This window comes from Sphingobium terrigena (assembly GCF_003591655.1).
GTDB lineage: Bacteria > Pseudomonadota > Alphaproteobacteria > Sphingomonadales > Sphingomonadaceae > Sphingobium > Sphingobium terrigena.
Genome location: NZ_QVRA01000001.1, coordinates 259,166 through 272,564 on the forward strand (window position 1 = coordinate 259,166; position 13,399 = coordinate 272,564).

At 64.7% G+C, this 13,399-nt stretch carries 12 protein-coding genes; all 12 read right to left on the minus strand.

What is annotated here, in order from left to right:
• Window positions 1-110 precede the first annotated feature (110 nt).
• The gene (locus tag D0Z70_RS01230) at window positions 111-1,724 is read right to left on the minus strand and encodes an acyl-CoA carboxylase subunit beta (RefSeq protein ID WP_119743594.1); all 1,614 of its coding nucleotides are present in this window, start codon (window positions 1,722-1,724) and stop codon (window positions 111-113) included.
• Entirely contained in the window at window positions 1,721-2,212 is a 492-nt protein-coding gene (locus tag D0Z70_RS01235) for an acyl-CoA carboxylase biotin carboxyl carrier protein subunit (RefSeq protein WP_119743595.1), read from the minus strand. Before D0Z70_RS01235 ends, D0Z70_RS01230 begins: the two co-directional genes overlap by 4 nt.
• Window positions 2,212-3,690 (minus strand): acetyl-CoA carboxylase biotin carboxylase subunit, encoded by a 1,479-nt coding sequence (locus D0Z70_RS01240; protein ID WP_119743596.1) that lies wholly within the window; start codon window positions 3,688-3,690, stop codon window positions 2,212-2,214. Before D0Z70_RS01240 ends, D0Z70_RS01235 begins: the two co-directional genes overlap by 1 nt.
• Window positions 3,687-5,222, minus strand: a complete 1,536-nt coding sequence (locus D0Z70_RS01245; RefSeq protein WP_119743597.1) for an AMP-binding protein — start codon at window positions 5,220-5,222, stop codon at window positions 3,687-3,689. Before D0Z70_RS01245 ends, D0Z70_RS01240 begins: the two co-directional genes overlap by 4 nt.
• A gap of 142 nt (window positions 5,223-5,364) precedes the next feature.
• Window positions 5,365-6,123, minus strand: a complete 759-nt coding sequence (locus D0Z70_RS01250; protein ID WP_119743598.1) for an enoyl-CoA hydratase/isomerase family protein — start codon at window positions 6,121-6,123, stop codon at window positions 5,365-5,367.
• Window positions 6,124-6,129: 6 nt separating this feature from the next.
• Window positions 6,130-7,302: an acetyl-CoA C-acetyltransferase gene (locus tag D0Z70_RS01255; RefSeq protein WP_119743599.1), complete on the minus strand. Its 1,173-nt coding sequence runs from the start codon at window positions 7,300-7,302 to the stop codon at window positions 6,130-6,132.
• Entirely contained in the window at window positions 7,299-8,603 is a 1,305-nt protein-coding gene (locus tag D0Z70_RS01260) for an enoyl-CoA hydratase-related protein (RefSeq protein WP_182913800.1), read from the minus strand. Before D0Z70_RS01260 ends, D0Z70_RS01255 begins: the two co-directional genes overlap by 4 nt.
• Window positions 8,604-8,679: 76 nt before the next feature.
• On the minus strand, window positions 8,680-9,603 hold the full coding sequence (gene kce / locus D0Z70_RS01265) for a 3,5-dioxohexanoate:acetyl-CoA acetone transferase (protein ID WP_119743601.1): 924 nt from the start codon (window positions 9,601-9,603) through the stop codon (window positions 8,680-8,682).
• Window positions 9,600-10,367: an SDR family NAD(P)-dependent oxidoreductase gene (locus D0Z70_RS01270; protein ID WP_119743602.1), complete on the minus strand. Its 768-nt coding sequence runs from the start codon at window positions 10,365-10,367 to the stop codon at window positions 9,600-9,602. The genes kce and D0Z70_RS01270 overlap by 4 nt, the downstream gene beginning before the upstream one ends.
• A gap of 30 nt (window positions 10,368-10,397) precedes the next feature.
• Window positions 10,398-11,180 (minus strand): SDR family oxidoreductase, encoded by a 783-nt coding sequence (locus tag D0Z70_RS01275; RefSeq protein WP_119743603.1) that lies wholly within the window; start codon window positions 11,178-11,180, stop codon window positions 10,398-10,400.
• Window positions 11,170-12,045: an SDR family oxidoreductase gene (locus tag D0Z70_RS01280; protein WP_119743604.1), complete on the minus strand. Its 876-nt coding sequence runs from the start codon at window positions 12,043-12,045 to the stop codon at window positions 11,170-11,172. Before D0Z70_RS01280 ends, D0Z70_RS01275 begins: the two co-directional genes overlap by 11 nt.
• The gene (locus D0Z70_RS01285) at window positions 12,042-13,232 is read right to left on the minus strand and encodes an acyl-CoA dehydrogenase family protein (RefSeq protein ID WP_119743605.1); all 1,191 of its coding nucleotides are present in this window, start codon (window positions 13,230-13,232) and stop codon (window positions 12,042-12,044) included. The genes D0Z70_RS01280 and D0Z70_RS01285 overlap by 4 nt, the downstream gene beginning before the upstream one ends.
• Window positions 13,233-13,399 lie beyond the last annotated feature (167 nt).

Below are 13,399 nucleotides of genomic sequence, written 5' to 3' on the forward strand. Positions count from 1 at the left end.
CCGTTCTCATAGTGCATAATATTTGCATGGCGTGGCTGCTATGTCACGCCTCTAATCAGCGCTGGTCGGTCGTTCGCCTGGGCTTGGTCCGTTGTTTGCGCCTGGCGGCGTTACATACGGAAAACCCCATAATGCGGGTCTTCGATCGGCGCATTGAGCGCCGCGCTGAGCGCGAGTGCCACTGTCTCGCGGGTCGCCAGCGGATCGATCACGCCGTCGTCCCATAGCTCCGACGTCGCGTGCCAGGCGCTCGATGCGCGCTTGTAATCGGCAATCACCGGATCGCGGATTGCGGCGATGGCTTCGGCCGACAGTTCCCGGCCCTCGCGCTCGAACTGCCGGATCTTGACCGATGACAGCACGTCGGCCGCCTGTTCCGCGCCCATCACGCCGACCTGCGATCGCGGCCAGGAAAACATGAAGCGCGGATCGAACGCCCGGCCGTTCATGCCATAGGTGCCGGCGCCGAAGGACGCACCGCAATTGATCGAAATCTTGGGCACCGAGGCGCCCGCGACGGCCATGATCATCTTGGCACCGTCCTTGGTAATGCCCCGCCGCTCATATTCGCGGCCCACCATGAAGCCCGTGATATTCTGGAGGAACAGCAACGGCGTACGGTTCTGGTCGCACAGTTCGATGAAATGCGCGCCCTTGAGCGCGCTGTCGCTGAACAGTACGCCGTTATTGGCAAGGATGCCCACCTGCTGACCCCAGATATGCGCATAGCCGCATATCAGGCTACTGCCATAGGCGGGCTGATATTCGTGGAAGCGGCTGCCATCGACGATCCGTGCGATCACCTCGCGCATCTCGAACTGCACCCGGCTGTCGGCCGGCAGGATGCCGTATAGCTCTGCTGGATCATAAGCCGGCGGCTCGGGATCGATCGCCGCATTGCCGGCCTTGGGACGCTGGCGCCACTGGCTGACAATCTCGCGCGTGATAGCAATGCCCTGCATCTCATTGTCGGCCGGATAGTCTGCGACACCCGAGATTGCGGTATGCATGTCGGCGCCGCCCAGTTCCTCGACCGTCACCTCCTCGCCGGTCGCGGCCTTGACCAGCGGGGGCCCTGCGAGGAAGATCGCCCCGGTGCCGCGCACGATCACTGAATAGTCGCTGAGCGCTGGGATATAGGCGCCGCCAGCGGTACAGTTGCCGAGCACCAGTGCGACCTGCGGAATGCCCTTTTTCGAGAGGATCGACTGGTTGCGGAAGATGCGCCCCGCCCCGTAACGATCGGCGAAGAACTGGTCCTGCAGCGGCAGGAAGCCGCCGGCGCTGTCGCACATATGGACGACGGGCAGATTATTCTCGATCGCGATGTCGAGCGCGCGGACGATCTTCTTGACCGACAGCGGATACCAGGCACCGCCCTTCACGCTGCTGTCGTCGGCACGGATCACGACTTCCTTGCCCGATACGATCCCGATACCGACCATCTGGCCCGCCCCAGGCGCGTCGGCAGCGTAAGAGGACTCCCCTGCCGCCAGCGTCGACAGTTCGAGGAAGGGCGTGCCCGGATCGAGCAATTGCTCGAGTCGCGCCCGCACCGTCATCTTGCCCTGGCGCTCCAGGCGCTGAAGATCGCGTTCGGGCCGGGCGAAGCGCGCGGCCTGCTGGCGCTCGTCGAGTTGTCGCGCCAGGGCCCGGTTATGTTCGACATTGGCGAGGAAGGCAGGATCGCGGGGATCGAGCCTGGAGTGGATGCGCCGTGTCATGCCTGTGCCTCCAGCGGCGCGAGGGAAATGAGCGGGGCGTCGCGTTCGAACGATTTTCCGACGGCGAGATGCGCCGTCTCGATAACACCATCGCGCGGGGCGCGAATGGCAGTTTCCAGTTTCATGCTTTCGATCACCAGCAAGATATCGCCTTCCTTGACCGCCTGTCCCTCTTCGACCGAGAGCGCGACGACGACGCCAGGCATCGGCGCATGGAGCACGTCCTGCGAGCCCCTGCCGGCGCCCGCGGCGTGGTGTGCGACCGGATCCTGGTAGAGGAGTTCGTGCGAGTCGCCGCCGATGTGAATGAAGAGCCTGTCGCCCTCATGCGCGACATGGATGGACGTCTCGACGCCGTCGATCCGCAAACGTCCGTTGGCGAGCGCGATCGTCGCTTCGCCGCCATCCAGATGAAGTCTGTAGCCTTCGCCCGAGCGGGCAAGCCACAGGCGGTGCTCGACGCCGCCAATCTCGAAAATATGTTGCATCAGTTCCTCCAGCCGCCGATGGCGGCGTGAAGCGCTGGCACCACATCGGCGGCATCGACTACGGCGCGGGTCGAGAGCGCGGCAGCAGCCAGCACGCGGCGAAGGGAGCCGTCATCAGGGACCGGATCGGCCGCCAGATCGGGCTTTTCGCCGATAAGGCCGGTGTGGATAGCCCCCGCGCGAACGTCCGGGTCGCGCAGCAGACGTCGCAGGTAGCCAATATTGGTGCGGCAGCCGAGAATGACGAAATCGGCAAGGGCTGCGTCCGCCTTGTCCAGTGCTTCCGCGCGACTCGGCGCGTGAACGATCAATTTGGCGATCATCGGATCGAACGCGGCGGTCACCGCGCCGCCCTGCTCGACGCCTGAATCGATCCGGATGCCATCGCCCGACGGCGGGATCATCACAAGGAGCGGCCCGGTGGTCGGCACGAAGCCGCGAGCGGCGTCCTCGGCATAGACGCGCACCTCGATGGCATGGCCGCCGATGGCGAGATCATTCTGGCCGTAACCGAGCGGTTCGCCGGCCGCGACCCGCAGTTGCTCTGAGACAAGATCGACGCCCGTGACTTCCTCGGTCACCGGATGCTCCACCTGGATGCGGGTGTTCATCTCGAGAAAGAAGAACTCGCCGCGACCATAAATGAACTCCACCGTCCCGGCGCCGACATAGCCGGCCGCGCGTGCGATGCCCGCCGCGACCTCGCAGATCCGCGCGCGCTCATCGGGCGGAAGGGTGGGCGACGGCGCTTCCTCGACCACCTTCTGGAAGCGCCGCTGCAGCGAGCATTCGCGCTCGAACAGATGGACGACATTGCCATGCGCGTCGCCCAGAACCTGGACCTCGATATGGCGCGGACGTTCGACATAGCGCTCGGCGAAAAGCCGGCCGTCGCCGAAATAGCGCAGGCCTTCGTTCCGTCCGCGCTCGATTTCCTCTTCGAGCAGTGCCAGATCACGTACGATCCGCATGCCCTTGCCGCCGCCGCCCGCCGATGGCTTGATGAGCAGCGGCGCACCCACCGCGCGCGCGCGTTCCACGAAGGTCGCCGGGTCGTTATCCTCGATCGCCGAAGGAGCGACGGGGAAGCCGCGACTCTCGACGAAATTGCGCGCGCGGACCTTGTCGCCCATCAGGTCGATAGTCTCGGCGCGCGGGCCGATGAAGACGATTCCGGCCGCGTCGCAGGCCCGCGCGAACTCGGCATTCTCGGAGAGGAAGCCGTAGCCCGGATGGATGGCGTCGGCGCCGGCCGCAAGAGCGGCGGCGACGATCTGGGGTCCGTCGAGATAGGCAGCGACCGGGGTCGAGCCGGATATCGGCACGGCTTTGTCGGCCATCCGGACCGCCGGCGTGTCGGCATCGACCGCGTGATGGACGATGACACCGGTAAGCCCGGCCTTTCGAACCGACCGCAATATGCGCACGGCGATTTCGCCACGGTTGGCGACCAGAACGGATGAGATCGGACGGATCATGCGGCTGCCGCCTTTGCGAGATAGGCGGCGCGCAGCACCTTCTTGTAGAGTTTGCCATTCTCCTGGCGCGGAAGCGTCTGGCTGAGATCGAGCGAGCGCGGGACCTTGATCGCCGACAGATTTTCACGGCAATAGGCGATCAGCGCCTCTGCGAAAGCGGCCTCATCGGCTGGCCACGCGCGCGGCTGGACCACCGCCTTCACCTCCTCGCCAAAGTCGGGGTTGGGTACGCCGAATACGGCGACATCCTCGACATCCGGGTGCATGGCGAGCAGATCCTCGACCTCCTTGGGATAAACGTTGACCCCGCCGGTGATGATCATGAAATCCTTGCGGTCGCTCAGGTAGAGATAGCCCTCTTCGTCGAGGCGACCGACATCGCCGATCGTGATCCAGCCGTTGGCGTGCGTGACCGCAGCGGTCTTCTCCGGATCATTATGATAGGCGATTTTGGGGCCGTTGGCGAAGTAGATTTCGCCAACCTCGCCAATCGGCAGTTCCTCGCCATTCTCGCCCACGATATGGATTTCGCCCATCACGCACCGGCCGACCGATCCGGGATGCTGCAGCCATTCCTCGGACGTGATCGCGGTGAAGCCGATCGCCTCGGAGCCTGCGTAGAATTCGTGGAGGATCGGTCCCCACCAGTCGATCAACTGCTGCTTGAGCTCGGGCGGGCAGGGCGCAGCGGCATGAACCGCGGCCTTGTGGCTCGACAGGTCATATCTGGCCTTCACCTCGTCCGGCAGGCGCATCATGCGGTTGAGCATGGTCGGAACCCACTGGCTCTGCGTCACTTCATAGCGATCGATCGCCGCGAGCGCGCCCTCGGCATCGAACCTGGTCATGATCACATTGGTGCCGCCAAAGCGGTGGATCGCCATGGTGAATTTGAGCGGTGAGCCATGATAGAGCGGGGCAGGGTTCAGATAGACCGATCCCGCCTCGAAGCCGTAGAGTCGTGCCAGCAGCATCGAGAGCGGATCGGCCTCATCGCGGGTGCGGCCGAGCCGGGGCAATATGCCCTTGGGGCGCCCGGTCGTTCCGGACGAATAGAGCATGTCGGATCCGATCGGAGCGTCCGCAGCGACCTCCAGCGGTTCGGCGCCATCGATCAGCGACTGGATCGGCGCAAAATGCTCGTTGCCGGGCCCTGTCGTATACCAGTGCCGGACATGCGGCAGCGCCGCCTTCACCAGCGTCATCAACGGCTCATATTCCGGGGCGGTGACCACCAGCGTCGAGCCGCTGTCGGTGATGATATGCTCGACCTCGGCCTGCTGGAGCCGAGTGCTGATCGGGCTGAAATAGAGGCCTGCGAACCAGGCCCCCCAGCAGACGGGGTGATACCAGAGGCCATTGGGCAGCATCAGCGCGATGTGATCGCCATGGCGTAGGTCCAGGGCTCGCAAGCCCGCAGCGAGGCGCCGGCTTGTCAGATCGAGCTTGGCATAGGACATCGTCTCGCCGGTCTCGGCGATGATCGTGGCCGGCGCCTCGGGCCGGCTTTGGGCGATCACAAATGGATTCATCGTTTCGCTCTCCCAGGAGCCGCGTCTGTTGCTTCGATGGTCGAAGGCATCATGTCCGAGCGACTCCTCTCCATTATTTGATTGTGCATTATCATCACTATGCACTTTTTGCAAAGTGTCAGAATCATGAGCGGCGGCGGCATCACGGGCTTCTGCGGGCGTCCATCGATGCGAGCACCGCCTTGAAGTCGTCCGATTTGCCGGCCCGATCCTGGGCCTCCGCTTCGGCCGCCAGCAAGGCGTCGAGGTCCAGGGATTCCGCCTGTACGAGCAACTGCTTGTTGAGACCCAGCGCGAAGGCAGGTTGCGAGGCGATGCCATGGGCAACGGATAAAGCCGTCGGCGCCAGCGCTTCGACCGACACCACGCGTTCCACCATGCCGAGCGCCAAAGCCTGCTCGGCGCCGATGTGGCGGGCGCCCAGCAGGATATGCCTTGCCCGGTTGCGTCCGACGATCCGCGGCAGCAGCCAGGCAAGACCGCAGTCGGGCACGAGACCGATCCGCGTGAAGGCGAAATCGAACACGGCGTCTTCAGCCGCGATCACAAGATCGCAGGCCAGCACCAGCCCGCACGCGCCGCCGACGATCTTGCCGTTGACGGCGCAGATGACCGGCATCGGCAGGTCTAGCAGGGCGCGCAATGTGGGGTGATAGGCGTCCTCCAGCAGCGATGACAGGTCGCCGGCACGGGTTGATGGATCGGACAGGTCGCCCCCGCTCGAAAAGGCCCGCCCTTCCGCCGACAGGACCACCGCGCGCGCCGCTTCGGCCCGCGCGCGGTCGAAGGCCTCGATCAGGTCGGCCAGCAGCTCGCGGCTGAGGACGTTCAGCTTTTCCGGATGGGCCAGGACGATGGAGGCGATGCCATCATCGATCGTGAAGCGGAGGCGGTTGAACATGACGCGTCAGAGCGCTTCTACGATCGTCACGTTCGCGATGCCGCCGCCTTCGCACATGGTCTGGAGGCCATAGCGCAGTCCGCGCTTTCTCAATCCATGCACCAGCGTTGCCATCAGCTTGGTCCCGCTGGCACCCAGCGGATGGCCAAGCGCGATCGCGCCGCCATTGACGTTGAGCTTGTCCGGATCCGCGCCCACCTCGCGCAGCCAGGCGAGCGGCACCGGTGCGAATGCCTCATTGACCTCGTAGAGATCGATGTCGTCGATCGACAGGCCGGCTCGCGCGAGCGCCTTGCGTGTCGCGCGGATCGGCTCCTCGAGCATGATGATCGGATCGCCGCCGGTGACGGTCACATTGTGGATGCGCGCGAGCGGTGTCAGGCCATAGGCCTTGAGCGCCGCCTCGCTGACGACAAGCACCGCCGATGCGCCGTCGCAAATCTGGCTGGCATTGGAGGCGCTGATCACGCCGCCCTCCTGCAAGGTCTTTACCGACCCGATCGATTCAAGCGTCGCATCGCGCCGGATGCCCTCGTCGACGATATGAAGCCGTTCGTTACCTTCGGCATCGACAATCGTTACGGGCACGATTTCCGCGTCGAACGCGCCGGCGTCGACCGCCGCGGCGGCACGGCGATGGCTCTCCAGGGCGAAGCTGTCGAGCGTGAGCCGATCGAAGCCATATTTGTCGGCCATCATCTGCGCGCCGGTGAACTGGCTGAATTCTTCGACGCCATAACGCTGCTTGATCCGGTCGGCGAAGGGGGTGCCGAGGCCAGCTTGCGCGGGCAATGTTGTCGGGGTGAACATCGGCACGCGTGTCATGCTCTCCACCCCTGCGGCCAGCACCACGTCCTGCGTGCCCGACAGCACCGCCTGGGTGGCGAATTGAATCGCTTGCTGTGAAGAGCCGCACTGGCGATCGATGGTGACGGCGGGCACGGTTTCGGGCAGGCGGGACGCAAGAACGGCATGGCGGCCGATCTGGAAGCTCTGCTCGCCAGCCTGGCTTACACAGCCCATGATCACGTCTTCGATGACCGCAGGATCGATGCCCGTACGGTCGAGAGTCGCGTTGATCACTTCGGCAGCCAGTTCGACCGGATGCCACCCCGCGAGCGCGCCCTTGCGCTTGCCGCCAGCCGTTCGCAGCGCGCTGACGATATAGGCCTGGGTCATGGTCGAATCTCCGTTTCAGAGGAAGGATTGGCGTGCTCAAGCCGTTCCAGCCAGGCGATCGGGCCGCCCGACCATGCCGGGAAGCCGTGGAACCGAATGGCGGCGTGATCGACAAGAGCATGATCACGTTCGGGGAGCGCCTGCCGAAGAGGCCGGTAGGCGGCGGCGGCGGCGTTCATGAGGACCCGCGCGATCCGCCCTTCAGGACCGGCGCCGGCACGTTCGAACCAATAGTCTTCGCCCGCCGCCCGCTCGTCATTGGACCAGCGTGGCAGGGTCGAATCCGTAGATGGCGGCGTGTTGGCGAACCCGAGCCGCTGTCGCACCCTTTCGAGGGTTTCGGGAGAAATCCCGGCGACCAGGAGCCCTGAGCCGGCGGCGGTCAGCATGTTGGCGAGCGCATCGCCCATCGCGTCGATGCCCGACGGAAGACTGTCCGCTTTCCGCCGTTTGCCATAATCCTGGGCTCCGACGAACAGCGCCCGGATCATGTTGCGCGGCTCGGGCCGCTGGATCAGCGCCGCAAAAGCCTCGATCTCCAGGGCAATGCCCTCATCGATGGAGGCCGTGAGTCCCTTGTCGAGGCATTCGAAGACCGCGATGGGGGCGGGGAAATTGCCCCCCGTGCGCGACAGCATCGCTTCTTGCACGGACGTCAGGGTGGCGCGCCAGCTATCGGCATCCGGAAGCATCCAGCCGGGTCTGGTCCAGGGCTGGGCCGCAGAAGCGTTCTTCAAGACCCATGCCCGAGCAGCCTCGATTTCGGCGCCGGGCGTGACAAGCTCGTCCGCGATGCCTGTTTCGAGCGCGCGGGTCGAGGACAGGTTCACGCCATCGAGCAGAATCGGCAGCGCGACCTCTACTCCGATGAGCCGGGGAAGGCGCTGGGTGCCGCCCGCGCCCGGCATCAGGCCGATCGGAACTTCCGGCAATCCGAGCGCCGCCGACGGGACATCGACGAGAACCCTGTGGTGGGCCGCAAGGGCAAGTTCGCAGCCACCGCCAAGCGCCAGCCCCGCGATTGCCGCCGTCACGGGCTTACCGCAGCGCTCGAGCCGCAACAGATGGGCATTCATCGGTGCGAAATGGGCGCGGGCGGCCGCGGCACGTTCTGGCGGCGGAAGCGCATGGATGCGATCATAGGCCGCCCCGAGTTCGCCCAGGTCTCCGCCGGCGCAGAACACCTGCTTGGCCGATCGCAGGATCAACCCGCGGACATCGGCGGTCTCGAACCAGTCGACCACTCGTCCGATCTCGCCGATCGTTGCCTGGGACAGGACGTTGACCGGCGAACCCGCCATATCGAAGATCAGATGCGCAATGCCATCCGCGTCGATCTCGACGCGGAAATGGTCGAGAGCAGGCGGCGTCCGGGAATCAGAATCCGACATTGTCGCCTCCCTTGAGGGCGAGAATTTGTCGGGCTTCGGCGGGCGATGCGATATCGAGGCCGAGGCCTTCGAGGATTTTGCGTACCCTGGTGACCTGGGCGGCGTTGGTGGGGGCGAGCACGCCCTTGTCGAGCCATAGATTGTCCTCGAGCCCGACCCGGACATGGCCGCCCATCGCGGCCGCTTGCGCCGCCACCTTCATCTGCGATGCGCCAGCGCCCAGCACCGACCAGCGGTAATTATCGCCGAACAGCCGGTCGGCGGTGCGTTTCATGTGCAGCACCTCTTCCGGATGCGCGCCGATCCCGCCGAGCAGGCCAAAGCAGGTCTGGATGAACAGCGGCGCCTGCACCAGCCCCTCGCTCCAGAAATAATGGAGATTGTGGAGGTGGCTGGTGTCGTAGCACTCGAACTCGTAGCGCGTGGCCGTCGGGTTTAGCGTTTCGAGCGCGTAGCGGATATCCTTGAAGCTGTTGCGGAAGACGAGGTCATGGCTGCCTTCGAGCATCGCCGGCTCCCAGTCGTGCTGGAAGCTCTTGTAGCGCTTGAGCATCGGGAACAGGCCGAAGTTCATCGAGCCCATGTTGAGGCTGGCGACCTCGGGCTTCCACACCGCCGCCGGGCGCACCCGCTCCTCGACGCTCATATAGGGCGAGCCGCCGGTGGTCAGGTTCACCACCACGTCCGACGCCTGCTTGATCACCTTGAGGAACGGCTCGAACGCCTCAGGGCTCTGGTCCGGCCGGCCGTCCTGCGGGTTGCGCGCATGCAGATGGACGATCGCCGCGCCCGCTTCCGCCGCCCCCAGTGCAGACTCCGCGATCTCCGCCGCCGTCACCGGCAGATGTGGCGACATCGACGGCGTGTGAATCGAGCCCGTCACGGCACAACTGATGATGACCTTGGTCACCGCGGCTGCATCCGGATCGCGCCGTCGATGCGCACGACTTCGCCGTTCAGCATGTCGTTGTCGATCATGTGGAGCGCGAGCTTGGCGAACTCGTCGGGCTCGCCGAGACGCGGCGGGAAGGGAACCGAAGCGCCGAGCGAGTCCAATGCTTCCGGCGGCAGAATCTTGAGCATCGGAGTCATGAATATGCCTGGCGCAATTGTCAGCACACGAACTCCGATCTTGGCAAGTTCACGAGCAGCGGGGAGGGCGAGGCCGACCACGCCGGCCTTTGAAGCTGCATAAGCCGGTTGACCGATCTGGCCATCGAACGCCGCGACCGAGGCTGTGTTGATGATCACGCCCTGGGTCTGCTTGCCATCGCCCGGTTCCAGGTTGCGCGACACGGCGTAGGCCACGAGCCGCAGCATGTTGAAGCTGCCGACGAGGTTGATGCGCACGATCTTCTCGAAGGTGGCCAGAGGCAGCGGGCCGTCGCGACCAAGGATCTTGGCGGGGGTGCCGACGCCCGCGCAGTTAACGAGGATTCGGGGCGTACCCAGTTCGGCTTCGATCCGCGCGATCGCGGCTTCGGCCGCATCGCTATCCGCAACGTCGAAGCTGAGGCCTAGACCACCGGCGCGAGCGGCAACGTCCTTGGCAGCATCCGCGTTGAGGTCGACAACGACCACCTTGGCGCCGCCAGCCGCGAGTTGAAGCGCCGTTGCCTCGCCAAGACCCGAACCGCCGCCCGTGATGATTGCGACCTTGCCCTGAATGTCCATGATATGCTCCTGAAGTCTGAAGTTTTGCGCTCAGTCGGGCGCGTAGAGATTGCCGAGGCGCATGCCGCCGTCGCAGTCGATCGTGGTGCCGGTGACAAAGCTCGCACCCTCGCTGCACAGCCAGGCGACCGCGTTGCCGATATCGGCACGTGTGCCGAAGCGCGGCAGTGCGAGCGCATCGAGGATCTTTCCGGCCAAGGCCTCATCGGTCGCGAGGCGCGCCAGGCCCTCGGTGTCGGCGATCGGGCCCGGCGATACCGCATTGACGCGGATGCCTTCCGGTCCCCATTCGAGCGCGAGGCAGCGGGTCAGCATCTCGATCCCCGCCTTGGCGGCACAGGCATGCGCCTGCTTGGGCGTCGCGCGTTGCGCTTGCGGCGCGGTGATGTTGATCAGTACGGCGCCGGGGCGCCTCAGGTGCGGATAAGCCGCGCTCATCACATTGAAGGTGCCGATCAGATCGATGTCGATGATCGTCTTGAAGGCATTGGGCGACATTTTGGCCGCCGACACGAAAAAATTTCCCGCCGCGCCAGACGAGACGATGTCGATCGGACCCTTGGTCGCCGCGATCTCGGCCATAATCGCCTGCATGGCAGCGGCGTCCCGGACGTCGCCAGAATGGGCGGTGACATCAAGCCCCTCGGCCGCCAAGCCGGCAGCTGCGGCCTCGATACGCTCAGGCGTGCGGCTGACGATGGCAAGCCGGGCGCCGAGCGACCCGAGCTTGTGCGCAATTCCCAGATTGATGCCGCTCGAGGCGCCGACGACGACCGCGACACGGCCGGAAAGACTATTTGGATCAAGAGACATGGTCAGCGGCTTCCTGCTGGGTATCGGAGAAAAAGACGGGGCGCTCGATGGTCCAGAGGTCACCCCATAGAGCGCCTCCGCCATCGGCGGTGAGGGTCGCGCCGGTAACGTAGCGAGCACTGTCACTGGCTAGGAATCCAATGATCTGCGCCATATCCCAAGGATGGCCAACGCTTCGCTGGGGATTGGCCCTGTGAAAGCCTGCACGCGCTTCGGGCGGATAAACCGAGAGCCCGCCACTATCGACAAGGCCCGGCGCCAGACAATTGATCCGGATACCATATGGAGCCCATTCGACGGCCGCCGTCCGACTTGCATTGACCACTCCGGCGCGCGCGGCCGAACTATGCGCGATACCGGGCATCCCGCGCTCATTGGCTGCGGTCACATTGACCACCACGCCGCCACGGGAGGCTGCGATCCACCGCTGCGCGGCGGTTTGCATCATGAGCCAGGTGCCGGTCAGGTTGGTTTCGATGACCGCGCGCCATCCTTTCGGCGTGATCTTGTCGGCGGCCAGAGCGAACTGACCTCCCGCATTGTTGACGAGGATGTTCGGCAGGCCAAAACGCGCTTCGACCGCGTCGAACAAGGACTCCACAGCCTGTTCGTCACGGATGTCGCAGGTCTGCGCGAGCAGTGGCCAGCCACGGTCGCGAAAGGCGGTTTCGACGCCGAGGAGGCGTTCAGCTGTCCGGCCGCAGATCGCGACCTTGGCGCCCAGGCGCGCCATCATCCAGGCGGTCGCCTTGCCGATGCCGGATCCTCCGCCCGAGACCAGCACGACGCGGTCGCGGAAAAGCCCGTCAGCCAAGGTCATCGGCGCATCGTCGAGACCCGCCTCGCTCACTGGCAGCGCCGTCATTTCAGGAGCTCGCCGGCAATGATGAGCTTGCGGACTTCGGTGGTGCCAGCACCGATCTCCATCAGCTTGGTCGCACGGAACAGCCGGTTGATCTCGGACTCCCAGATATAGCCCGACCCGCCATGGATCTGGACCGCGTCGTCGAGGACCTTGTTCATGCTGTTGGCGGCGTAGAGGATAGAGGCGGCGGTGAGCGCGTGGATCTCGCCGCGGCCACCTTCGCCATGTCCGAGTTCGGCGCAGCGTGCGAGCACCTGATAACTGAAGCCGCGCAGCGTCTCGACCGCGACATACATGTCGGCCAGCCGCGACTGGATCATCTGGAACTCGCCGATCGGCTTGCCGAACTGGACGCGTGTCTTGGCATAGTCGATCGACAGTTCCAGCGCGCGTTCGCAAATGCCGAGGCACAGCGGGGAGATCATCGCGCGTTCGAGGTCGAGGCCGCTCATGACGACGCGGACGCCGCTATTTTCCTCGCCGAGGCGATTGGCGGCAGGCACCCGGCACTCGTCGAAGACGAGTTCGCCGGTCTGGCTGCCGCGCCAGCCCATTTTCTCGAGCTTCTGGGCAACGCTGAAACCCGGTGTGCTCGTTTCGACGACGAAGGCCGAGATCCCCTTGGGCCCCTTCGCGGGATCGGTCTTGGCATAGACAAGCACGATGTCAGCAACTGGACCGTTGGTGATGAAGATCTTGGTGCCGTTCAGGACATAATCGTCGCCGTCGCGGCGCGCCGTCGTGCGCATCGAGCCAAGCGCATCCGAGCCGGCGCCCGGTTCGGTCAGCCCGAGTGCGCCGATCCATTCTCCAGAACAGAGTCTGGGCAGGAAGCGCGTGCGCTGCTCGTCATTGGCGTTGGCGAGGATATTGTTGAGGCAGAGATTCTCATGGACGACCCAGCTGAGCGCCAGCGCGTGGTTCCAGCGAGCGAAGGCCTGCGCAATGAGGCCGGCGGTGAAAACATCGGAATCGAGGCCGCCGAGCTGGCTCGGCGTGGTGATCCCGAGATAGCCGGCTTTCCCCAGTCGCTGCATGATGTCGAACGGCCACCATTCCTCGGCGTCCATTCGCTCTGAAAGCGGATAGAGTTCGGCGCGCGCATAGCGATCGGCAGAGTCCAGGATTTCGCGGCGGTCAGCGCTCAGGCTGTGGGACCAAGCCGTGCTTTCGTCATTGTTACCCATTCTTGCGTAGTCCTCTCTTCCCCCGTTCGGCGAGGCTGAATCATCTCCTATCAAAACTGTTCATTTTGGCAAGTGTTCATGCATGACATCGTTCTTGCACAGTCTCGCGCGCCCGTCCGCACGTGCCGAATGCCGAAATCAAGGAGCGGAGAGGAAAATCAATAGCG

What these genes read in the sequence shown, in the direction of transcription:
- D0Z70_RS01230 (WP_119743594.1), bottom strand. Translation starts at nt 1,724, where the DNA reads ATGACACGGCGCATCCACTCCAGGCTCGATCCCCGCGATCCTGCCTTC.
- D0Z70_RS01235 (WP_119743595.1), bottom strand. Translation starts at nt 2,212, where the DNA reads ATGCAACATATTTTCGAGATTGGCGGCGTCGAGCACCGCCTGTGGCTT.
- D0Z70_RS01240 (WP_119743596.1), bottom strand. Translation starts at nt 3,690, where the DNA reads ATGATCCGTCCGATCTCATCCGTTCTGGTCGCCAACCGTGGCGAAATC.
- D0Z70_RS01245 (WP_119743597.1), bottom strand. Translation starts at nt 5,222, where the DNA reads ATGAATCCATTTGTGATCGCCCAAAGCCGGCCCGAGGCGCCGGCCACG.
- D0Z70_RS01250 (WP_119743598.1), bottom strand. Translation starts at nt 6,123, where the DNA reads ATGTTCAACCGCCTCCGCTTCACGATCGATGATGGCATCGCCTCCATC.
- D0Z70_RS01255 (WP_119743599.1), bottom strand. Translation starts at nt 7,302, where the DNA reads ATGACCCAGGCCTATATCGTCAGCGCGCTGCGAACGGCTGGCGGCAAG.
- D0Z70_RS01260 (WP_182913800.1), bottom strand. Translation starts at nt 8,603, where the DNA reads ATGGCGGGTTCGCCGGTCAACGTCCTGTCCCAGGCAACGATCGGCGAG.
- D0Z70_RS01270 (WP_119743602.1), bottom strand. Translation starts at nt 10,367, where the DNA reads ATGGACATTCAGGGCAAGGTCGCAATCATCACGGGCGGCGGTTCGGGT.
- D0Z70_RS01275 (WP_119743603.1), bottom strand. Translation starts at nt 11,180, where the DNA reads ATGTCTCTTGATCCAAATAGTCTTTCCGGCCGTGTCGCGGTCGTCGTC.
- D0Z70_RS01280 (WP_119743604.1), bottom strand. Translation starts at nt 12,045, where the DNA reads ATGACGGCGCTGCCAGTGAGCGAGGCGGGTCTCGACGATGCGCCGATG.
- D0Z70_RS01285 (WP_119743605.1), bottom strand. Translation starts at nt 13,232, where the DNA reads ATGGGTAACAATGACGAAAGCACGGCTTGGTCCCACAGCCTGAGCGCT.